Genomic DNA, 19,062 nt, shown 5'->3' on the forward strand with positions numbered 1-19,062 from the left:
AGCACAGATGAGCAACACCCTGGGCACTGAGCCGGCCGACGGCCACCAGTCGCAGGGCACGCCCGGAGCCGGGAGCGCGGCCTCGTCCGCGCGCCCGGCTCCGGCGCCGGCGGCGGCCACCCGCCGCCGGCGCGGCCGTGCCAAGATGCGCTTCGAGATCGCGGTCCTGTCCGGCCCGGCGATCCTGGTCTTCCTGGCCTTCGTGATCTTCCCGGTGGCCCTGGCCGCGTTCTACGGCTTCTACCGGTGGCACGGCTACGGGCCGCCCACCGACTGGGTCGGCCTGAACAACTACAAGCTGATCCTCACCGACCCGGCGTTCCAGCAGGTGCTGTGGCACACCGGCGTGATCCTGGTGCTCTCGCTGCTCGTCCAGGGCCCGCTGGCGGTCGGCCTCGCGCTGCTGCTCAACCAGCGGATCCGCGGCCGCTCGGTGATCCGCGTGCTGATCTTCCTGCCGTACGTGGTCTCCGAGGTCATCGTCGGCACCGGCTGGAGCCTGATGCTCCAGAGCAACGGCGCCCTCAACGACCTGCTGCGGCACGTCGGCCTGGGCTTCCTGCAGGCCGACTGGCTGGCCGACCCGGACCTGGCGATCTGGACGCTGCTGGGCATCATCTCGTGGAAGTACATCGGCTTCGCGGTGATCCTGATGCTCGCGGGCCTGCAGTCGATCCCCGAGGAGCTGTCCGAGGCCGCCCAGATCGACGGCGCCTCGTACTGGCAGATCCAGCGGCGCATCACGCTGCCGCTGCTGGGCCCGACCATCCGGATCTGGGCGTTCCTGTCGATCATCGGCTCGCTGCAGCTGTTCGACCTGGTCTACATCATCTGGGGCCCGTACGTGGCGGGCACCGCGGGCACCTCGACCATGGCGATCTACATGGTCGGCCAGGGCCGCAACGCGGGCAACTACGGCTACGGGAGCGCGATCGCGGTCGTGATGTTCCTGATCTCGCTCGTCGTCGCCCTGCTCTACCAGCGCTTCCTGCTCCGCCGCGACCTGCAGGGTGCCATCACCGAAGGAGCCTCCTGATGAGCGCCCGGACGGCCGACCGGCCGCAGAAGTGGGGCAACCCCTTCACCTACTTCGTCGCCCTGCTGTTCATCGGCGTCTGCGTCGCCCCCGTGCTCTACATCGTGGTCGGCGGGTTCCGCACCAACTCGCAGATCAGCACCAGCCCGGCCGGCCTGCCCGAGCCCTGGGTGATCAGCAACTACCTGAACGTCCTGAAGTCGGTGACGTTCTGGGGCGAGTTCGTCAACTCCCTGGTGGTGGCGCTCGCCAGCACCGTCGGCACCGTGGTCCTCGGCCTGATGGTGAGCTTCGTGCTCGCCCGCTACGACTTCAAGTTCAAGGGGGCGATGTACTCGCTGTTCGCGGCCGGCCTGATGTTCCCGATGGTCATCGCGATCACCCCGCTGTACATCGTGATCAAGGACCTCGGCCTGGTCGACAACCTGCTGGGCGTGATCGTCCCGCAGATCGCCTTCGGCCTGCCGACGACCGTGATCATCCTGGTGCCGTTCCTGCGGGCCATCCCGAAGGAGATCGAGGAGGCCGCCGCGATCGACGGCACCGGCCGGCTCGGCTTCTTCTTCCGGATGGTCGTCCCGCTCTCGCTCCCCGGCGTGGTGACGGTCGGCATCCTCGGGTTCATCGGCAGCTGGAACAACTACGTGCTGCCGCTGTACGTCCTGAACTCGCAGGCGAACTTCACCCTGCCGCTCGGCGTCCAGGTGTTCTCCTCGCAGTACTCCGTGGACACCGCGAGGGTGCTCGCCTTCACCTCGCTCGCCATGCTGCCCGCGATGGCCTTCTTCGCCGCCTTCCAGAAGAGGATCGTCGGCGGCCTCACCGGTGCCGTGAAGGGCTGAGCGCCGGGCCCCGGCGCCCGGCCCGCCCCGCACCGACCCGCTGAAAGGAACCGCTTTGCCCCGCGCCCACATCGCACTCGACCGGAAGGCCGTCGTCGGCCCCGTCCGGCGCCGCACCTTCGGCTCGTTCGTCGAGCACCTCGGCCGCTGCGTGTACACCGGCATCTACGAGCCGGACCACCCGACCGCGAACGAGGACGGCTTCCGGATGGACGTGGTCGAGCTGGTGCGGGAGCTCGGCAGCACGACCGTCCGCTACCCCGGCGGGAACTTCGTCTCCGGTTTCCGCTGGGAGGACTCGGTCGGCCCGCGCGAGCAGCGCCCGGTGCGGCGCGACCTGTCCTGGCACTCGCTGGAGTCCAACCAGGTCGGCCTGGACGAGTTCGCCAAGTGGCTCAAGCTCACCGGCTCCGAGCTGATGCTGGCGGTCAACGTCGCCACCCGCGGCATCCTGCCCGCCCTGGACCTGCTGGAGTACGCCAACCACCCGTCCGGCACCGCGCTCTCCGACCTGCGGATCGCCAACGGCACGCCGGAGCCGCACGACGTGCGGATGTGGTGCCTGGGCAACGAGATGGACGGCCCCTGGCAGACCGGCTTCATGACGGCGGACGACTACGGCAAGATCGCCGCCCGCACCGCCGCCGCCATGAAGGCCGCCGACCAGGACCTCGAACTCGTCGTCTGCGGCTCCTCCGGCTCCGGCATGCCGACCTTCGGCGACTGGGAGCGCACCGTCCTGGAGCACAGCTACGACTACGTCGACTACGTCTCCTGCCACGCCTACTACCAGGTGCACGACGGCGACCTCGGCTCCTTCCTGGCCTCCTCGGTCGACATGGAGTTCTTCATCGACACCGTGCTGGCGACCGCCGACCACGTCGGGCACAAGCGGCAGTCGAAGAAGCGGATGAACATCTCCTTCGACGAGTGGAACGTCTGGTACCTGGAGGAGCACAAGGCGTCCGACGAGGTCAACGACGAATGGCGGTACGCCCCGCGGCAGTTGGAGGACGTCTACACGGTGGCTGACGCCGTGGTCGTCGGCAACCTGCTGATGACGCTGCTCAAGCGCAGCGACCGGGTCACCTCGGCCTCGCTGGCCCAGCTGGTCAACGTGATCGCGCCGATCATGACCGAGCCCGGCGGCCCGGCCTGGCGGCAGAGCACCTTCCACCCGTTCTCGATCACCAGCCGGCTCGCCTCCGGCGAAGTGCTCCGGCCGGTGATCGAGGCGCCCACCTACCTGACGGCCCGGCACGGCGAGGCGTCCCTGGTGGACGCCGTCGCGACCGTCGACGACGACCGGGCCGCGGTCTTCCTGGTCAACCGCGACCTGTCCGAGCCGGCCCGGGTCACCGTCGACGTCCGCGACCTCCCCGTGTCGCGGGTCGTCGAGGCGCTCACCCTCGCCGACGCCGACCCGTACGCGCAGAACACCCTCGCCGACCCGCTCCGGGTCGTCCCCGCCGCGAACGGCAGCGCCGTCCTCGCCGACGGCGTGCTCACCGTCGAGCTGCCCCCGGTGTCCTGGACGGCGATCGCCCTCGGCTGACCGGCCGCACGCAGCTCTTCGAAAGGACCGCCCCGTGCGGACGTACGACAACCCCGTGATCCCCGGGTTCCACCCGGACCCCAGCGTCTGCCGGGTCGGTGACGACTACTACCTGGTGTGCTCCAGCTTCGAGTACGTCCCCGGGCTGCCGCTCTTCCACAGCCGGGACCTGGTGCACTGGCGGCAGCTCGGCAACGTGCTCGACCGCCCCGGGCAGCTGCCGCTGCCGCTGCCCGGCAGCACCGCCTCCCGCGGCCTGTACGCGCCGACGATCCGTCACCACGGCGGCCGGTTCTGGGTGATCTGCACCAACGTCACCGCGGGCGGCAACTTCCTGGTGACCGCGGAGCGGCCCGAGGGCCCCTGGTCGGACCCGGTCTGGATCGACCTGCCCGGGATCGACCCGGACCTGGCCTGGGAGGAGGACGGCACCTGCTGGGCCGCCTCCACCTCCCCCGGCATCCACCTCAGCCGGATCGACCCGGTCAGCGGGAAGGTCCTGGAGGGGCCCTTCCCCACCTGGTCCGGCACCGGCCTCAAGTGGCCCGAGGCCCCGCACCTGTACCGGATCGGCGACTGGTGGTACCTGCTGATCGCCGAGGGCGGCACCGAACGCGGCCACGCCGTCTCGATCGCCCGCGCCCGCTCCCCGCGCGGCCCCTGGGAGGGCGCCCCGGCCAACCCGGTGCTCTCCGCGAGCGGCACCGACCGGCCGGTCCAGAGCACCGGGCACGGCGACCTGGTCACCGCGCCCGACGGCAGCTGGTGGATGGTGCTGCTCGGCACCCGGCCGCGCGGCTTCAGCCCGGGCTTCCACGTGCTCGGCCGGGAGACCTTCCTCACCCCCGTGACCTGGGACGGGGACGGCTGGCCGGTCGTCGCGCCGGTGGCCGAGCGGCACCCCGCCCCCGGCGGCGCCCGGCACCCCTTCCCCGCCCCGCCCGTGCGCGACGACTTCGACGCCCCCGTGCTCGCCCCGCACTGGATCTCCCCGCACGCCCGCCCCGACGGCTCCTGGTCGCTGACCGAGCAGCCCGGCCGGCTCACCCTCACCGCCACCGGCCCCACCCTGGACCGCCCCGGCCACACCTTCGTCGGGCGCCGCCAGCAGCACCACGACTGCCGCGCCTCGGCCCGGATCGACCCGGGCACCGGCCGGGGCGGCCTGAGCGTGCGCCTGGACGAGGCGCACCACTACGACCTGGAGGCCGGCCCGGGAGAAGTCCGGGTCGTCGCCCGGATCGGCCCGCTGCGCCAGGTCCTGGCCGTCCGCCCGGTGCCGCCCGGCCCGCTCACCCTGACGGTGACCGTCCGCACCACCGACCTGGTGCCCGCCTCCCCCGAGCTGGCCGGCACCGAACCCTTCGGCCCCGACACCGTCGCCTGCTGGCTCGGCGACCCCGGGGCCCCGGGCGCGGAGCCGCTCGCCGAACTGGACGGGCGCTACCTCTCCACCGAGGTCGCGGCCGGCTTCACCGGGCGCGTCATCGGCATGTACGCCACCGAGGGCACCGTCGCCTTCGACTGGTTCGACTACCTCCCGACCCCCTGACCGGTCCTCCCGCGTCCGGTCCTCACCGGCGGTCGTCGGGCCGGACGGGGACGGCCGCGGGGCGGCCGGCGGTGACCCGCAGCAGGGCTTCCAGGATGCCGGTGCTCTCCGCGGCGGACACCGCGACGGGCTGCGGGAGCCCGGGCCGGGTGCAGGCGATCTCCAGCAGCACGCGGGCCGCGTCGGCCAGCGCGGCCGCGGCGTTCTCCGCGCGCTCGACGGGGTCGGTGTCGGCGATCAGGCCCAGCGCGGCGGCGGTGCGGCGGCGCTCCCGGCGGGCCTCGTAGGCGCGCTGCCGGCAGGTCTGGCCGCAGTACTTGGGGCGGGTGCCCCGCTTGCCGGCCGCGGCGGCGGGCTTCCCGCACCAGACGCAGGGGTGCGCGTCCGTCCGGGCGTCGGGGGTGGGGTCGTCCATGCCCTGATCCAACGCCCGCCGCCCGGCGGGCGGGACGGGAGCGGGGCCGGTTCACCTGAACGGGGACGGCCCGCGGGGAACCCGCCGCGGCGCTCAGACCTTCGGGAGGGCGGCGACCAGCGGGTGGTCCCTGCCGATCGGGCCGATGCTCGCGGCACCGCCCGGGGAGCCGAGCCCCGCGCAGAACTCGGCGTTCACTGCGGCGAACGGGCGCCACCCCTCGGGGAGTTCGTCCTCGTAGCGGACCGCCTCGACCGGGCAGACCGCCTCGCAGGCACCGCAGTCGTCGCACTGGTCGGGGTGGATGTAGAGCATCCGCTCCCCCTCGTAGATGCAGTCGAACGGGCACTCCTCGACGCACGCCTTGTCCTTGACGTCCACACAGGGCTGGGCGATCACGTAGGTCATCGGGTCGCCGTCCTCTCCGGTTCGGTGCCGTTCGCCGCTCTGGCACGGCCGACCGTAGGACCTCAAGTAATGTTGAGGTCAACAGGGGAGGCGGCGGATGACGGCCCACCAGCCGGACGGGGCGGAGCCCGCGGCGGACGACCGGCTGCCGATCGGCGAGGTCAGCGCGCGGACGGGTACGGCGGTGTCCGCGCTGCGGTTCTACGAGGAGCTCGGCCTGATCGCCTCCGAGCGCGACGGCCGCAACCGACGCAGCTACCCGCGGCACATGCTGCGCCGGATCGCGCTGATCTCGGTGGCGAAGCGGATCGGCATCCCGCTGGAGGACCTGCGCGCGGCGTTCGCCGACGTGCCGCTCGACCGGCCGCCCAGCCACCAGGAGTGGCAGCGCGCCTCGCGCGGCTGGAAGCTCCGGCTGGAGGAGCGCCGCCGGACCATCGAGCGGCTGGAGGCCGAACTGACCGGCTGCATCGGCTGCGGCTGCCTGTCGATGAAGGCGTGCGCCCTGCTGAACCCGCACGACGCCCTGGCCGGGGACGGGACCGGCCCGCGCCGCCTGTGACGCCCGCACCGCCCGTACCGCCCGGACGGGTGTGACGGCCGGTCAGGGGCGCAGGGCCAGGACGGTGTTGTGGCCGCCGAAGCCGATCGAGTGGCTGAGCGCGAGTCGGGGGGCGTGTCGGCGGGGTGCGCCGGTGACCAGGTCGAGGCCGGCCGTGTCGGGGCCGGGGGCGTCGTGGTTGGCGGTGGGCGGGACGGTGCCGGTGCGCAGGGTGCGGACGGTGAGGGCGGCCTCGATCGCGCCGGCCGCGCCCATGGTGTGGCCGAGGGCGCCCTTGGCGGAGGTGACGCTGGGCGGGGTGCGGGCGAAGAGTTCGCGGATCGCGGCGGCCTCGACCCGGTCGCCCCGTAGGGTGCCGGTGCCGTGCGCGTTGACGTGCTCGACCTCGTCGGGCCCGGCGCCCGCGGCGCGCAGCGCGAGGGTGACGGCGGCGCGCAGGCCGCGTCCGGCGGGGTCGGGGGCGGTGGGGTGGTGGGCGTCGGAGGTGGCGGCCCAGCCCGCGAGGTGGGCGAGGGCGGGGGCGCGGCGGGCGGTGGCGTCGGCGGCGCGTTCCAGGACGAGGACGCCGGCGCCCTCGCCGAGGACGAAGCCGTCCCGGTCCCGGTCGAAGGGGCGGGAGGCGGTGGCGGGCCGGTCGGTGCGCCGGGACAGCGCGCCCGTCCTGGCGAAGGCGGCGGCGCACAGCGGGGTGGCCATCGCGTCGGTGCCGCCCGCGACGGCGAGGTCGCAGGCGCCGGTGGTGAGCAGCAGCGCGGCGTGCGCGATCGCGTCGGCGCCGGAGGCGCAGGCGGTGGAGGTGTGCAGGGCGGGGCCGGTGGTGCGCAGGGCGAGGGCGAGGTGTCCGGCGGCGGAGAGGTTGGGCAGGTAGCCGGTGAGGGTGAGCGGGGAGAGCGCGGCGGGGCCGCGTTCGAGCAGGCGGCGGTGGGCGTTCTCCAGGACGGCGATGCCGCCGGCGGCGGAGCCGACGACGACGGCGACCCGGCCCGGTTCCCAGTCGGGGTCGCGGTCGCCGAACGCCTCGATCCCGGCTTCCCGGAGGGCTTCCCGGGCGGCGGTCAGCAGGTAGCGGGTGGAGCGGTCCAGCCGCCAGCCCTGCCGGACGGGGGCGTCCTCGGGGTGCGGGGGCCGGCAGCTGATCGGCGCCGGGCCGCCGTCCAGTGCGGGGTCGCGCCGGGCGGTGCCGTGCCCCTCGCACAGGGTGCGCCAGGTCGCGTCCATCCCGTCGCCCCCGGCGGTGACCGCCCCGGTGCCGGTGACCACGATCCGGTCAGTCATCCCCGGGTCGCCGCCCGTCCATCAACTTCCGTACTTCGTCGACGAGTTCGCTGACCGTCGTGTCCGCTCCGGCGGCTTCGGCGTCCAGCGGGACGCCCCACTCCTCCTGGAGGGTGACGTACAGCTCGACGATGGACAGCGAGTCGAGGTCGAGCTCCTGGAAGCTCGCCCGGGCGGTGATCAGGTCGGCGGGGACGTCGAACTTCTCGGTGAGGACGGCGGCGATGCGTTCGGTGACCTGGTCCACGGAAAATCTCCTCTCCGGTACGGGGTGCGTCAGGGCAGGGTGCGCCGGACGGGGGTGGCGGCGGGCCAGGTGAGGGCGACGGAGGCCCAGGTCAGGCCGCCGCCGAAGGCGGTGAGCAGGGTGGGGGTGCCGGGGGCGAGGGCGCGCTGCGGGCCGTCGTCGGCGAGCACCAGCGGGATGGAGGCGGCGGCGGTGTTGCCGAGTTCGCGCAGGTTGCCGAAGCGGACGGCGGGCGGCAGGCCGAGCCGGTCGGCGACCGAGTCGAGGATCCGCTGGTTGGCCTGGTGGGCGACGAACGCGCCGAGGTCGGCGGGCCGCCAGTGGGCGGCGTCCAGTGCCCGGACGGCGGAGTCGGTGAGGTGCCGGACGGCCTGGCCGTAGACGGAGCGGCCCTGCATCCGGAACCAGTGCGCGTCCGGGTCGAGCCGCTGCCGGTCGGGGTGCCGGGAGCCGCCCGCGCCGATGGTGATCAGGGCGGCCCCGCCGCCGTCGCTGCCCAGGTCGGCGGCGTGCAGGGCGCCGGGCGCGCCGTCCTCGGCGGCGGCCAGCAGCACGGCTCCGGCGCCGTCGCCGAACAGGGCGGCGGTGTCGCGGTCGGCGGGGTCGACGATGGTGGAGTAGGTGTCGGCGCCGATCACCAGCGGGTGGCGGCAGGTGCCGGCCCGGACCAGCGCGTCGGCGGTGGCCAGTGCGTACAGGAAGCCGGAGCAGACGGCGGACAGGTCGAGGGCGGGGACCCGCGGCAGGCCGAGCCGGTGGGCGACGGCGGGTGCGGTGGCGGGGCAGGGGTGGTCGGGGGTGGTGGTGGCGAGCAGCACGAAGTCCGGTGCGGCGTCGGCGGATTCGATGGCGGCGGCGGCCGCGTACACGGCTAGGTCGCCGGTGGCGGTGCCGGGGGCGGCGCGGCGGCGGCGGTGGATGCCGGTGCGCCGGCGGATCCACTCGTCGCTGCTGTCCAGGCGTCCTGCGGCGATCACCTCCTCGTTGTCGACGCTGCGGGCGGGCAGGCAGGAGCCGATCCCGACGACGGCCGCGCGGGGCACCGGACGCCTCCTCAGGCCGCGAACGGGGAGGGCGGCTTGGGGATGGCCGCCAGGCCGCCGTCCGAAACGCTCAGTCCGCCGTCCAGCACCAGGGCCTGCGCGGTGACCAGCGCGGAGGCGGGCGAGGCGAGGAACAGCACCGCTCCGGCGATGTCCTCGGGGGCGCCCCAGCGGCCCTGCGGGACGTGCGCCATCAGCCACTGCGAGAACGGCTCGGTGCCGGAGGCGAAGTCGGTCATGTCGGTGGTGGTCCAGCCCGGGCAGACCGCGTTCACCCGGATCCCCTCGCGGGCCCAGCCGACGCCCAGGCTGCGGGCCAGCGAGATCTGCGCGGCCTTGGTCGCGGCGTACGCGTCCAGCAGCGGGGTGCCCATCACCCCGGACGCGGAGGACATCAGGATCAGCGAGGCCCGGTCGGACGCCGCCAGGTGCGGGTGCGCGGCCCGGCAGATCTCGGCGGTGGCGTTCAGGTTGACCGAGACCACGTAGTCCCAGTCCTGCTGGGTGGAGTGCTGGAACGGCACCAGGACGGGGCTGCCGTCCGCCGCGGTGGGCAGCACCCCGGCGTTGTGCAGCAGCACGTCGATCCCGCCGAGCGCCGCGGCCGCCCGCTCCACCAGTGCGCCGGGCGCGCCCGGTTCGGCCAGGTCTGCGGGCAGGGCCACCGCCCGCACCCCGTGTCCCTCGGCCTGCTCGACCACCTCCCGCAGCGCGGCCCCGGTCCGGGCGCTCAGCACCAGGTCGCTCCCGGCTTCGGCCAGCGCCAGTGCGCAGGCCCGTCCGATGCCCCGCGAGGCCCCGGTGACCAGGGTGCGGGCGCCGTCCAGCCGGAACGCCCCCGGCAGCGTGCTGTTGCTCATGACAGTGCTTCCTTCCGTTCGTGCCGTTCGTGGTCGGTTCCGCCCGGGGGCTCGGACCAGCGCAGCAGTGCGCTGCCCCAGGTCATCCCGGCCCCGAAGACGGTCAGCAGGATCAGGTCGCCGGGCTGCAGCAGCCCCTCGGCGTGCGCGGTGGCCAGCGCGTAGGGGGCGCTGGCCGCGCCGATGTTGCCCACCAGGTCGCCGACCACGGTCATCCGGTCGGCCAGGCCGGCCTCGGCGGCGAGCCGGCGCAGCAGGACGGGGTTGGGCTGGTGGGTGATCACGTGGTCGATGTCGCCGACGGCCAGGCCGTGCCGTTCCAGCGTCTCGTGCAGCATCCGCGGGAACGCGTCCCGGATGAACCGGCTGACCGTCCGCCCGTCCATCCGGATCCGGTGCGCGCCCTCCGCGAGCGTCTCCCGGCTGGCCGGACGCCGGCTGCCGCCGGCCGGGATCAGCACCCGGTCCGCGAGCGTGCCGTCCGAGCCCAGCCGGAACCCGCCCAGCCCGCCCGGTGGTTCCACCGGGCCCAGCACGGTGGCCGCGGCGCCGTCCGCGAACAGCACGGCGGTGCCCCGGTCCGCCGGGTCCAGGAACTTCGAGTACGCCTCCACCCCGACCACCACCGCGAGCATCGGCCCGTCCTCCTCCCGCAGCCAGTCGTGCGCGACCTTCGCCCCGAACAGCCAGCCCGAGCAGGCCGCCGACACGTCCAGCGCGACGGCGTTGCCCGCCCCCACCAGCGCCTGCACCCGGCAGGCCGTCGCCGGCCCCAGCTCGTCCGGCGTCGAGGTCGCGCACACCAGCAGCCCCAGTTGGGCGGCCGTCACCCCGGCCGAGGCCAGCGCCCGGCGCACCGCCTCCGCCGCGAGGTCGGAGGCGGCCTGCTCCCCCGCCGCGACGTGCCTGCGGCGCACCCCCGTCCGCTCCACGATCCACTCCGCGGTCACCCCGACCGCCGCCGCCACCTCCGCGTTCCCCCGCACCCGCGACGGCACGTACCGCCCGGTGCCCCACACGCCCACTGCGTTCACCACCACGAGCTCCTTACCTGTGCAGACGAATTCGGGAGAGATCAGGGGCCCGGGGAACGGCGGGCCGTGCTGCGCATGGGCCCCGTCAGGGCCCGGGGAACGGCGGGTCGATGCTGCTGACGGCCGGAGCCCATCGAAGTGTCCGTGCTGCTGCGTGTAGTAACAGAACCGGAAGCAGATGCGCGCCACGGCAGTGCACCGTCAGCAGACCCGTGCTCGCCGTTCCCCGAGCCCCTGAATGCGCTCGCTGTTCAGACGATCTCGTCGGGGAAGGCGAAGTCCCGCTCCACCTCCTCCAGGTGCGGGAGCAGTCGGTCGTAGCCGCGTTCGAGGGCGTTCTCCAGTCCGGCGAGTTCGCCCGGGGCGAGGGTGCGGTGGCGCAGCAGCGGGCCGGCCAGCCGGTCGGCGGCGCGGAGGGCGGCGAGGTGGGCGAGGGCGGTGGTGGCGCCGTCCGGGGGGAGGGTGGCGAGGGCGCGCGGGAGGTCCTCGGCGGCGAGCCGGGCCGCGTACGTGGCGCCGAGGTCCGCGGCCCGGTCGAGCAGCGGGTTCCACACCTCGAAGGGGGTGGCGCCCCCGTGCGCCTTCTCGGTGGTGGCCCGCCGCAGCCAGGTGGTCTGGGTGTGCTGGTGGCGGGCCAGGACGGCGGGCCACCAGCCGGGGTCGGCGAGGTCGGTGGGGATCGGCGGGAGCGTGCCGGTCGGGGGGTCCTCCAGCAGGGCGCGGCCGAGGTCGTAGCGGATGAGCCTGCTGTCGCCGCCGGCCGGGTCGAAGGAGCGGGCGAAGCCGTGGTAGCCGGCCAGCCGGTTGCCGTCGGCGAGTCCGGCGTGGCCGCAGCGGCGCTGGCAGTCGGCGATGATCCGTTCGGCCTCGTCGGCGCAGTGCGCCTTGTACGCGGAGAGCGGGCGGCTGACGGCGGCCCACGGGGCGAAGCCGCTCCCGGCTTCGGCGGTGTCGGATTCCCGTGCGGCGGCGAGCAGTTCGCGGGCCCGGGCGGCGGCGCAGCTGAGCGCGAAGGCGTCGGCGAGGGCGCCGAGCAGGGCGCGCTGCTGGCTGCGGTGGGCGAGCAGCGGGCTGCCGGGGGCGAGCGCGGCGCGGGTCTCGCGGTGGCGGGAGTGCCGGACGGCGAGGACGGCGGACTGGCGGGCGAGCGCGGCCAGGGCGGTGGGCAGGACGCCCCACAGGTCCTGGCCGACGGCGAGGGTGCGGCGCAGCCGGTCGGCGGGGGTGCGCGGGTCGTGCAGGTGGCCGTGCGCGTCGAGGTCGGCGTCGTCGCGCAGCCAGTGCGCCTCGGGGACGCGCAGGCCGTCGAAGCGGACCCGGTGGTAGCTGAGCGGGAGGGCGCCGACCGGGACGGGCGGGGAGAGGGTGACGCCGGGCCGGGGGCCGTCGTGGTCGGCGAGCCGGGTCAGGAAGGCGAACACCCCGCCCGGCCGGCCGGCGGCGTCGACGGCGCGGGCGATCACCACGGCGCCGCGCGGCCCGGGGTACTGGGCGACGCCGCCGAACTTGGCGTCCTCCTGCTCGGGGGTGCGCAGCACGAACTCCCGCCGTCCGGGGTGGAATTCGGCGATCGTCGCGGCGTCGAGGTGGCTGCTGGCGCGGCCGGCCTCGGTGACCAGGTAGCCGATCCGCAGTTCGCCCGCGTCGACGGCGTCGAGTTCCGTCCGGACGTCCTCGGCCTGCCCGGCCAGCCGCAGCAGCGAGCCCTGCCCGAGGACGTTCTGGGTGACGAGGGTCATGCCGAGCCGGGGGTCGGCGACGGCGGCCCAGGCCAGGGCGGCGGCCAGCGCGTCGGCGTCGGCGTGCAGGTCGGCGGCGGCGGGCAGGGCGCGCAGCAGGGTGCGCAGGCGGCGGTGGAGGTAGGGCTCGCGTTCGCCGGGCGACTCGGCGACGCGGTACGGGTGCCGGGCCAGGGCCCGGTGCAACCGGGGCAGGTAGCCGGGGTGGTGGCGGCCGTGCAGCAGCTCCCCCAGCGTCCGGTACGGCTCGCCCGCCGTCCCGGCCCGCTCCCCCGGCATCCGCGCGTCCTCCCTCGCCGTCCCGGCCGGCTCCCCCGCGTTCCCGCTCGGCGGCCCTGCCGTCCCGGCCGCCCCTCCTGCCGTCCCGGCCGCCCCTCCTGCCGTCCCTCCCGGTGCCCCGACCGTCCCGCCCGGTGCCCCGACCGTCCTTCCCGGTGTGCTGCGCGGCTCCTTCGGCATCCGGACTCCCTTCCCCTTCACCGGAGTTGACGTTTCGTCGGTCGTGGTCCCGGCCACCCGGGCGCCGGTGCCGCGCAGGCAGTCGGCGGCGTTGCGGCCGAGCGCGCTGCCGGGGCCCGCCTCGTGGTAGTCGGTGTGGCCGTGGGCGGCGAGCAGGGCGAGGATCCGGGGCAGGTGGGCGGGGCGGACCAGGCAGTCGGCGGCCCGGGCGGCGAGGTCGTCGGCGGGGGTGTAGCGGCGTCCGGCGACGGCCGAGTAGAGCGGTACGGCGGGTGGGCCGATCGGCGGCCCGCCGCGCAGCAGGGCTTCGAACCGGGCCCGCTGGTCGGCGAGTTCGGGGTGGTGGGAGCCGAAGGGCAGGCGCAGCCGGACGGCGGTGAGGCCGCGGGCGGCGGCGAGTTCTTCGACGGCGGCGAGTTGCTCGGGCGGGCCGCCGAGCACGCACTCCCGGGGGCTGTTGACGCAGCCCACGGCGACCCGTCCGGCCCCGGCGCGGGCGGCCAGTTCGGCTGCCCGCTCCTCCCCGCAGCCGATCAGGGTGAGTGCGCCGGGCGCTCCGGCCAGCACCCGGGCCAGTTGCAGGGCGGCGGTGGCGCCGGCGCCGACCGTCCAGGCTCCGGCGGCGGTCAGTGCGGCGAGTTCGCCGAAGCTGACGGCCAGCAGGGCGTCGGGCGGGCCGTGCCGCTCGGCCAGTACCCGGTGCCAGGCCAGCGCGGCGCCGTGGTGGGCGAGTTGCTGCAGGCCGGTCGGGCCCTGGGCCAGTTCCCGTCCCCCGGGCGGGTGTTCGCCGAGCAGCAGGGCGACCAGGGCCGGTGGCGGTCCGGCCTCCGGGCCGGCGGCGAGGGCGGCGTCGATCTCCTCGTAGACGGCGTGCAGTGCGCGGCGCAGTGCGCCGTCCCGGGCGGCGGCCAGGTACAGCGTCTGGACGGGGAAGTCCCCCTGGCCGGGGAACATGTGAACCGACACGGGCATGACTGGACGCTCCGCAGCAGCGAGGGGGCCGATCCGGGACGGGTCGCGGTGCGACCGGCCGCGGGCCGGCTCCCCCCGGCGCGGCCGGTGTCCGGCCCGCCACCACAGTGCCCAATCGGTACGTCCACCATCCAGTCATATGACCGGTGAATGTGTTGAAAGTTCCGCATCGGTTGAACGTTCACCCGAACCGGCGGGCAGCTACCGGTGCAGCGCCCCGTAGACCCTGGCCAACCCGATCACGATCCACGGCGAGGCGAGGACGAGCACCACCAGTACGGCCACCGCCACCGCGAACTGCACCACCACCCGCCGTGCTTCCCGCCCCATCGCCCGCCCTTCCGCCGTCCGCCGTCCCGGGAACGACGCCGTCCCCGCCCTCACGGTTGCACCTCCGGCACCGCCCGACGCAGCACCGCCCGACGCAGCAGCACCCGGCACTCCCGCGACCACTGCCCGTCCACCGCCCGCCCGCACAGCGGTTGGACCAGCACGTCCCGCGCCCCGAACCGCACGGCGCCGTCGCCCCGTTCGCGCAGCCAGGCCGCCACCGCCTCCGGTGCCGACGGCCGGCCCGCGCCGAGCTCGTACCGCCCGACCTCCACCCAGTCGTCCCCGGCCGGTCTCACGCCTCCCCCTCGCCGTCCAGGAACGCCGCCACCCCGGCGGCCAGCGCGGCGAGTTGCTCCCCGGCCTCCAGCCAGGTGGTCAGCTCGGCCCGCCAGCAGCCGTCGGCGGCGCGCCAGGGTCGTAGCGCCCAGGTCAGGCCGACGTGGCCGCCGGGTCCGAAGGCCGCGCGCAGCGCGAGGTCGCCGTCGGCGTTGTGCCACTCCCGTTCGCCCGGCCAGCCCCGGAAGTCCGCGGCCAGGCCGGCCAGGAAGCCCGCGAGGCCGCCGGCCGGGCCCAGGTCGACCACTCCGTCCAGCCGCGCCGCCAGCCCGGGGGCCCGCAGCAGTTCCACCGCGAACCGCGCGACGCCGTCCTCCTCCGCCCGGTCCGCCAGCCGGACGGCCGCCTCCCGGTCCCGTCCGCACCGCACCCGCACGCCGCCGGCCCCCGGCCCCGATCCGTTCACCGGGCGATCATCCCGGCCAGCGCGAGGTCGAGCAACCGGTCGGCCTGGGCGGGGGTGTCGTGCTCGCGGGCCCAGGCGGCGGCGTTCATCAGGGTGAACAGGTCGGCGCCGGTGGTGTCGCCGCGCAGCGCGCCGGCGGCGCGGGCCCGGTCGGTCAGCAGGTCGCCGATCCCGGTCATCCGGTGGCAGGAGTCCTGGAGTTCGTCGGAGCGGGCGGCCAGTTCGGCGGCCAGGCCCTGGTAGGCGGCGGCGTGCCGGACGACGGCGCGGATCCAGTCGGCCAGCGCCCGGGCCGGGTCGGGATCGGCGGCGAGCCGGTCGCCGTGCTCGAACAGCTCCCGGTTGCGGGCCTCCAGCAGGGCGGCGACCAGGGCGGTCCGGGTCGGGAAGTGCCCGTAGAGGGTGCCGATGGCGACCCCGGCCCGGCGGGCGACGCCCTCCAGCGAGGCGCCGGTGCCCTGCTCGCGAAAGACCGCGTCGGCTTCGGCGAGCAGCCGTTCGCGGTTGCGCAGCGCGTCGGCGCGCGGTCGGCGGCGGGTGCTTTCGGTCACGTCAACTCCCCTTTCCGGTCGGGCCCTTGCGCCCGGCCAACAAGTCGAGGCATCCTCGACTTGAAACGAAACCGAGGATGCCTCAGCTTACCCGGGCGCCGCGCGCCCAGACCGGGGGAACCACCGTGATCCTGCTGACCGGAGCCACCGGCTCGATCGGCCGCCACCTGGTGCGCCGACTCACCGACCGGGGGGCCGACTTCCGCGCCCTGGTCCGCGACGAGGCCAAGGGCCGCGCCCTGGGCTGCCCGTACGCCGTCGGGGACTTCGACCGCCCGACCTCGCTGACCGCCGCCTTCGCGGGCGTGGACCGGCTGTTCCTCGGCGGGCCCGGCGCGCTGCCGGTGGACGGCGAGCAGCCGATGGTCCGTCAACTCACCGCCGCCATCGACGCGGCCGCGGCGGCGGGCGTCGAACGGGTGGTGAAGGTCTCGGTGTGGCACGCCGCACCGGGCGGGCTGCTGGCCCAGGGCGCGCACGGCGTGCTCGACCGCCGACTGGCCGCGGCCGGACCGGCCTGGTCGCTCCTCCAGCCCTCCGGCTTCCTGCAGAACCTGCTCGCTCCGGGGGCGTTCACTCCGGACGGGCGGCTGGTGGCCCGCTACGGCGGCGCGCCGGTCTCGCACATCGACGCCCGGGACGTCGCCGAGTGCGCGGAAGTGCTGCTGACGGGGGCGGCGCGGCCGGGCGAGTCCTTCGTGCTGACCGGCCCGCAGGCGCTCACCGACCGGGAGTTGGCCGAACGGATCGCGCACGCCCTGCACCGGCCGGTCGGCCTCGCCCCGTTCGCCCCGGCGGAGGTCGCCGCCGCCCTGACCGCCCAGGGCGCCCCGCCCGGCTTCGCCGCCGCACTGGCCGGCCTGCTGCACGAGGTCGCGGCGGGATCGCTGGCCGGGGTGACCGACGCCGTCCCCGCCCTGCTCGGCCGTCCCGCCCGCACGGTCGACGCCTTCCTGGCCGACCACCTGCCCGCCGTCCGGGCGGCGGCCCAACTCCCGTGAACCGGGGCGCCCTTGCCCCGCCGGACGGAATCCGGAATCTGAGTACGGGTACTCTGGCCACCGATCGGCCGCACACGGAATGATGACCGCACCGGCGGGCCGCACCGGCCCGCCCCGCCGACCGGAGCGCCCCACCGTGAAACGTCCCGCCCTGGCCGTGGCCGCCGCCGTGCTCGCCGCGGGCACCCTGCTCACCGGCTGCGGCTCCACCCACGCCTCCGGGGGCGCCGACTCGGCGGGCGCCTCGAAACCGGGCGTCTCGAACGCGAGCGCCTCGAACGCGAGCGCCTCGGCCGCCGCGAAGGAGGCCCAGCAGAGGTACGAGCAGCAGCGGCAGCAGGCGCTGGCCGACCACGACCGGGCGTTCCCGGCCGTCGCGAAGACCTGCGCGGGGAAGTCCACCGCGCTGCCGTCCCCGGTCGACTCCTCCACCCCGGTCGACCCCACGCCCCCGCTCGGCGGGGACTCGCACGTGGTCCAGCCCGAGAACCCCAAGTACAACGAGAACCACGCCTACCTGCAGACCGCCCCGCTCAACCCCGCCCAGCAGTGCCGCGGCGACGCGCACGCCGCGCGGATCACCGCCGAACTCGCCGGGCGGACCCCGCCGAACGACCCCGAGCAGGCGAAGGCCCTGCTCACCCGCCTCGGCTACCCGGACGCCACCGTCACCCCGGGCACCAGCGGCGTGCAGTTCACCTTCTCCGTCCCCCAGGTCGGCCCCTGCCTGACCGGCACCCTCTCCACCCCGCCGCACATCGAGGTGCACGGCCCCTACCTGGAGGGCGGCTGCATCCCCTCCAAGGGCGGCCACTGAGCCCCGCCCCGCCCGAACTCCCCCCGCGCCGGACGCCCGACTCCCGATCAACAGTTGGAGCAGTCCAGCGGCGGGGCCTCGGGAAAGGCGTCGTTCCCTTCGAGCCAGTCGGTCAGCCACTCCGCCAGGGTGAACCTCTCCGGGAAGAGGAAGTGGCGGTCGCAGAGCGCGTTCGGGTCGATGCCCCACATGTCGCCCTGCGGTGTGCTGAGGTCGATGCACCACCAGATGCCGCATCCCATGGTGACGAGCGGGACCACGTGGGCCGGATGGACGCCCTCGTATGCGGACGACCACCCGCGGTGGAGCCACCCGAGGGAGTCCGCGTCGCTGAAGCGGTGCCACGTCCCGGCCTCCACCAGCGACACCACGTCGCCGCGGACCCCGAACCCGCCGTTGGCGACCTCACAGTAGATCCTGCGCAGCAGTAGCGGCAGGGGGTGGCCGACAGCCGCCTCGAACTCGTCGGCAGCCTCGACCGGAACAGGCGGAGGGAGCCCGTTGGCCTCGGCGAACTCGCGGACCTTGGCGATGATCTCGTCGTCCGTCCAAGCCACGGGTTCGGTCATGGCCAGACCATAGAGGACCCCACTGACCACGGCGGGCACCCGGTCGACGGCCGCACCGGGATCCTCATGCTGCACCCGGGTCCTCCTTCCCGGGCCACCGCCGACGGCCCGGTCAGAGCCAAATCCAGCGGAGCGCCGTCAGCCCCGCCGGGCCGAGACCAGCAGCGCGGCGTGCGGCAGCGCCAGCCCGCCCTCCGGGTCGCGGAACTCCTCGGCCAGCCGGCCGAATTCGGCCTCGATCCGGGCCCGGACCTCCGGTGTCTGGTGGTGCAGGAGTTCGCCGATGAAGGCGACCCGGCCGGCGGGTCCGGACCACCACTCCTCGGTGGTGGTGCGGTGGTTCCAGCGCAGGGTGCGGCAGTCCGGGTCGCGCAGACCGGCGTCGGCGAGCAGTCCGGCCAGGCCCTCGGGGGTGGCGACGGCCTGGAGCGCGGCGGGTGCCGGCGGCAGGTGCGCGGGGCGGGGTGCCGCCGCGGCTTCGACGGCCCGGCCGAGCAGGCTCTGCCCGGGTGCGGCGGGGTTGGCCCAGACGGTGAGGGCGATCCGGCCGCCGGGGCGCAGCACCCGGCTCAGTTCGGCGACGGCGGCGTCCGGCCGTCCGACGTGGTTGATCACGAAGTTGCCGACCACCGCGTCGAACGACTCGTCGGGGAAGGGCAGTTCGGGCAGGGTCGCGGCGTGCAGTTCGGCCTGCGGGGCGTTGCGGCGGGCTTCGGCCAGCATGCTGGGTTCGGCGTCGACGGCGGTGACCCGGGCGCCGCGCGCGCAGGCGGCGGCCGCTGCGGTGCCCGTCCCGGTGCCGACGTCCAGCACCGCGCGGCCGGGCCCGACGGCGGCGGCGTCGAGCAGGGCGGGCACCGGGTGGGCGCAGAGCCGGGCGAAGCTCGCGGCGTAGGCGGCGGCCCGCCCCGACCAGATCCGCCGCTCCAGGGCGTCGAACGCGTCGAGGGCCTCCCGGCTGTCGGCCGCCGCCCCGCCCGCCGGGTGCCCGCCGTCGGAGCCGTCCACCGTGAAGTTCGCCATCCGCCCGCCCCTCTCCTCGCCGCGCCG

General features: G+C 75.4%; 21 protein-coding genes. 7 read left to right on the forward strand and 14 right to left on the reverse strand.

From position 1 onward, the window contains the following. Positions 1-7 precede the first annotated feature (7 nt). Genes ABD345_RS28240 through ABD345_RS28255 form a run of 4 tightly spaced genes read left to right on the forward strand, consistent with a single transcriptional unit; the run spans position 8 to position 4,985 of the window. Positions 8-1,036 (forward strand): carbohydrate ABC transporter permease, encoded by a 1,029-nt coding sequence (locus ABD345_RS28240; RefSeq protein ID WP_344555991.1) that lies wholly within the window; start codon positions 8-10, stop codon positions 1,034-1,036. Beyond that, positions 1,036-1,878: a carbohydrate ABC transporter permease gene (locus ABD345_RS28245; RefSeq protein WP_344555993.1), complete on the forward strand. Its 843-nt coding sequence runs from the start codon at positions 1,036-1,038 to the stop codon at positions 1,876-1,878. The genes ABD345_RS28240 and ABD345_RS28245 overlap by 1 nt, the downstream gene beginning before the upstream one ends. 55 nt (positions 1,879-1,933) lie before the next feature. Further along, positions 1,934-3,433, forward strand: coding sequence for an arabinosylfuranosidase ArfA (arfA, locus tag ABD345_RS28250; protein ID WP_344555995.1), 1,500 nt, complete (start codon positions 1,934-1,936; stop codon positions 3,431-3,433). A gap of 34 nt (positions 3,434-3,467) precedes the next feature. Beyond that, entirely contained in the window at positions 3,468-4,985 is a 1,518-nt protein-coding gene (locus tag ABD345_RS28255; protein ID WP_344555996.1) for a glycoside hydrolase family 43 protein, read from the forward strand. A 22-nt stretch (positions 4,986-5,007) separates the two neighbouring features. Here the strand turns inward: ABD345_RS28255 and ABD345_RS28260 are convergent, their stop codons facing one another. Both ABD345_RS28260 and fdxA read right to left on the reverse strand, forming a co-directional pair. Then, complete coding sequence (locus tag ABD345_RS28260) at positions 5,008-5,400, reverse strand: hypothetical protein (RefSeq protein WP_344555998.1); 393 nt, start codon at positions 5,398-5,400, stop codon at positions 5,008-5,010. A gap of 93 nt (positions 5,401-5,493) precedes the next feature. Beyond that, positions 5,494-5,808 carry a ferredoxin gene (gene fdxA / locus ABD345_RS28265; protein WP_344556000.1) on the reverse strand — a complete coding sequence of 105 codons (315 nt, stop codon included), beginning with the start codon at positions 5,806-5,808 and terminating at the stop codon, positions 5,494-5,496. Positions 5,809-5,905: 97 nt separating this feature from the next. On the opposite strand from fdxA, the gene soxR reads away from it, so the two are divergent. Further along, entirely contained in the window at positions 5,906-6,370 is a 465-nt protein-coding gene (gene soxR, locus ABD345_RS28270; RefSeq protein ID WP_344556002.1) for a redox-sensitive transcriptional activator SoxR, read from the forward strand. Positions 6,371-6,412: 42 nt separating this feature from the next. Here the strand turns inward: soxR and ABD345_RS28275 are convergent, their stop codons facing one another. The 10 genes from ABD345_RS28275 to ABD345_RS28320 form a co-directional block, all read right to left on the reverse strand. After that, a complete protein-coding gene (locus ABD345_RS28275; protein ID WP_344556004.1) occupies positions 6,413-7,645 on the reverse strand; it encodes a beta-ketoacyl-[acyl-carrier-protein] synthase family protein in 1,233 nt (410 codons plus the stop codon). Next, positions 7,638-7,892 carry an acyl carrier protein gene (locus ABD345_RS28280; protein ID WP_344556006.1) on the reverse strand — a complete coding sequence of 85 codons (255 nt, stop codon included), beginning with the start codon at positions 7,890-7,892 and terminating at the stop codon, positions 7,638-7,640. The genes ABD345_RS28275 and ABD345_RS28280 overlap by 8 nt, the downstream gene beginning before the upstream one ends. A gap of 29 nt (positions 7,893-7,921) precedes the next feature. Next, positions 7,922-8,935: a beta-ketoacyl-ACP synthase 3 gene (locus tag ABD345_RS28285; RefSeq protein WP_344556009.1), complete on the reverse strand. Its 1,014-nt coding sequence runs from the start codon at positions 8,933-8,935 to the stop codon at positions 7,922-7,924. Between the two features lie 11 nt (positions 8,936-8,946). Further along, entirely contained in the window at positions 8,947-9,795 is an 849-nt protein-coding gene (locus ABD345_RS28290; protein ID WP_344556011.1) for an SDR family NAD(P)-dependent oxidoreductase, read from the reverse strand. Continuing rightward, on the reverse strand, positions 9,792-10,829 hold the full coding sequence (locus tag ABD345_RS28295; RefSeq protein WP_344556073.1) for a 3-oxoacyl-ACP synthase III family protein: 1,038 nt from the start codon (positions 10,827-10,829) through the stop codon (positions 9,792-9,794). The genes ABD345_RS28290 and ABD345_RS28295 overlap by 4 nt, the downstream gene beginning before the upstream one ends. 251 nt (positions 10,830-11,080) lie before the next feature. Beyond that, positions 11,081-13,999 (reverse strand): acyl-CoA dehydrogenase family protein, encoded by a 2,919-nt coding sequence (locus ABD345_RS28300; RefSeq protein ID WP_344556013.1) that lies wholly within the window; start codon positions 13,997-13,999, stop codon positions 11,081-11,083. Between the two features lie 201 nt (positions 14,000-14,200). Continuing rightward, entirely contained in the window at positions 14,201-14,329 is a 129-nt protein-coding gene (locus tag ABD345_RS28305; protein ID WP_344556015.1) for a hypothetical protein, read from the reverse strand. Between the two features lie 50 nt (positions 14,330-14,379). Further along, positions 14,380-14,628: a hypothetical protein gene (locus ABD345_RS28310; RefSeq protein ID WP_344556017.1), complete on the reverse strand. Its 249-nt coding sequence runs from the start codon at positions 14,626-14,628 to the stop codon at positions 14,380-14,382. Further along, complete coding sequence (locus ABD345_RS28315; RefSeq protein ID WP_344556019.1) at positions 14,625-15,074, reverse strand: DUF6228 family protein; 450 nt, start codon at positions 15,072-15,074, stop codon at positions 14,625-14,627. Before ABD345_RS28315 ends, ABD345_RS28310 begins: the two co-directional genes overlap by 4 nt. Further along, on the reverse strand, positions 15,071-15,625 hold the full coding sequence (locus tag ABD345_RS28320; RefSeq protein WP_344556020.1) for a TetR/AcrR family transcriptional regulator: 555 nt from the start codon (positions 15,623-15,625) through the stop codon (positions 15,071-15,073). The genes ABD345_RS28315 and ABD345_RS28320 overlap by 4 nt, the downstream gene beginning before the upstream one ends. A 77-nt stretch (positions 15,626-15,702) precedes the next feature. Between ABD345_RS28320 and ABD345_RS28325 the strand changes: the two genes are divergently transcribed. Continuing rightward, positions 15,703-16,626, forward strand: coding sequence for an NAD(P)H-binding protein (locus tag ABD345_RS28325; protein ID WP_344556022.1), 924 nt, complete (start codon positions 15,703-15,705; stop codon positions 16,624-16,626). Positions 16,627-16,762: 136 nt separating this feature from the next. Then, complete coding sequence (locus tag ABD345_RS28330; protein ID WP_344556024.1) at positions 16,763-17,443, forward strand: hypothetical protein; 681 nt, start codon at positions 16,763-16,765, stop codon at positions 17,441-17,443. A 47-nt stretch (positions 17,444-17,490) separates the two neighbouring features. Here the strand turns inward: ABD345_RS28330 and ABD345_RS28335 are convergent, their stop codons facing one another. Both ABD345_RS28335 and ABD345_RS28340 read right to left on the reverse strand, forming a co-directional pair. Then, the gene (locus ABD345_RS28335; protein ID WP_344556026.1) at positions 17,491-18,012 is read right to left on the reverse strand and encodes a hypothetical protein; all 522 of its coding nucleotides are present in this window, start codon (positions 18,010-18,012) and stop codon (positions 17,491-17,493) included. Between the two features lie 138 nt (positions 18,013-18,150). After that, complete coding sequence (locus ABD345_RS28340) at positions 18,151-19,035, reverse strand: class I SAM-dependent methyltransferase (RefSeq protein ID WP_344556028.1); 885 nt, start codon at positions 19,033-19,035, stop codon at positions 18,151-18,153. Positions 19,036-19,062 lie beyond the last annotated feature (27 nt).

It is taken from the genome of Kitasatospora saccharophila (genome assembly GCF_039529925.1).
Taxonomy (GTDB): domain Bacteria; phylum Actinomycetota; class Actinomycetes; order Streptomycetales; family Streptomycetaceae; genus Kitasatospora; species Kitasatospora saccharophila.

Bases quoted from the DNA above. Each gene is read 5' to 3' on its own strand.
- ABD345_RS28335 (WP_344556026.1), bottom strand. From the start codon at position 18,012: ATGACCGAACCCGTGGCTTGGACGGACGACGAGATCATCGCCAAGGTC.
- ABD345_RS28240 (WP_344555991.1), top strand. From the start codon at position 8: ATGAGCAACACCCTGGGCACTGAGCCGGCCGACGGCCACCAGTCGCAG.
- ABD345_RS28305 (WP_344556015.1), bottom strand. From the start codon at position 14,329: ATGGGGCGGGAAGCACGGCGGGTGGTGGTGCAGTTCGCGGTGGCGGTG.
- soxR (WP_344556002.1), top strand. From the start codon at position 5,906: ATGACGGCCCACCAGCCGGACGGGGCGGAGCCCGCGGCGGACGACCGG.
- ABD345_RS28340 (WP_344556028.1), bottom strand. From the start codon at position 19,035: ATGGCGAACTTCACGGTGGACGGCTCCGACGGCGGGCACCCGGCGGGC.
- ABD345_RS28260 (WP_344555998.1), bottom strand. From the start codon at position 5,400: ATGGACGACCCCACCCCCGACGCCCGGACGGACGCGCACCCCTGCGTC.
- ABD345_RS28325 (WP_344556022.1), top strand. From the start codon at position 15,703: ATGCCTCAGCTTACCCGGGCGCCGCGCGCCCAGACCGGGGGAACCACC.
- fdxA (WP_344556000.1), bottom strand. From the start codon at position 5,808: ATGACCTACGTGATCGCCCAGCCCTGTGTGGACGTCAAGGACAAGGCG.
- ABD345_RS28290 (WP_344556011.1), bottom strand. From the start codon at position 9,795: ATGAGCAACAGCACGCTGCCGGGGGCGTTCCGGCTGGACGGCGCCCGC.
- ABD345_RS28275 (WP_344556004.1), bottom strand. From the start codon at position 7,645: ATGACTGACCGGATCGTGGTCACCGGCACCGGGGCGGTCACCGCCGGG.
- ABD345_RS28300 (WP_344556013.1), bottom strand. From the start codon at position 13,999: ATGCCCGTGTCGGTTCACATGTTCCCCGGCCAGGGGGACTTCCCCGTC.
- ABD345_RS28245 (WP_344555993.1), top strand. From the start codon at position 1,036: ATGAGCGCCCGGACGGCCGACCGGCCGCAGAAGTGGGGCAACCCCTTC.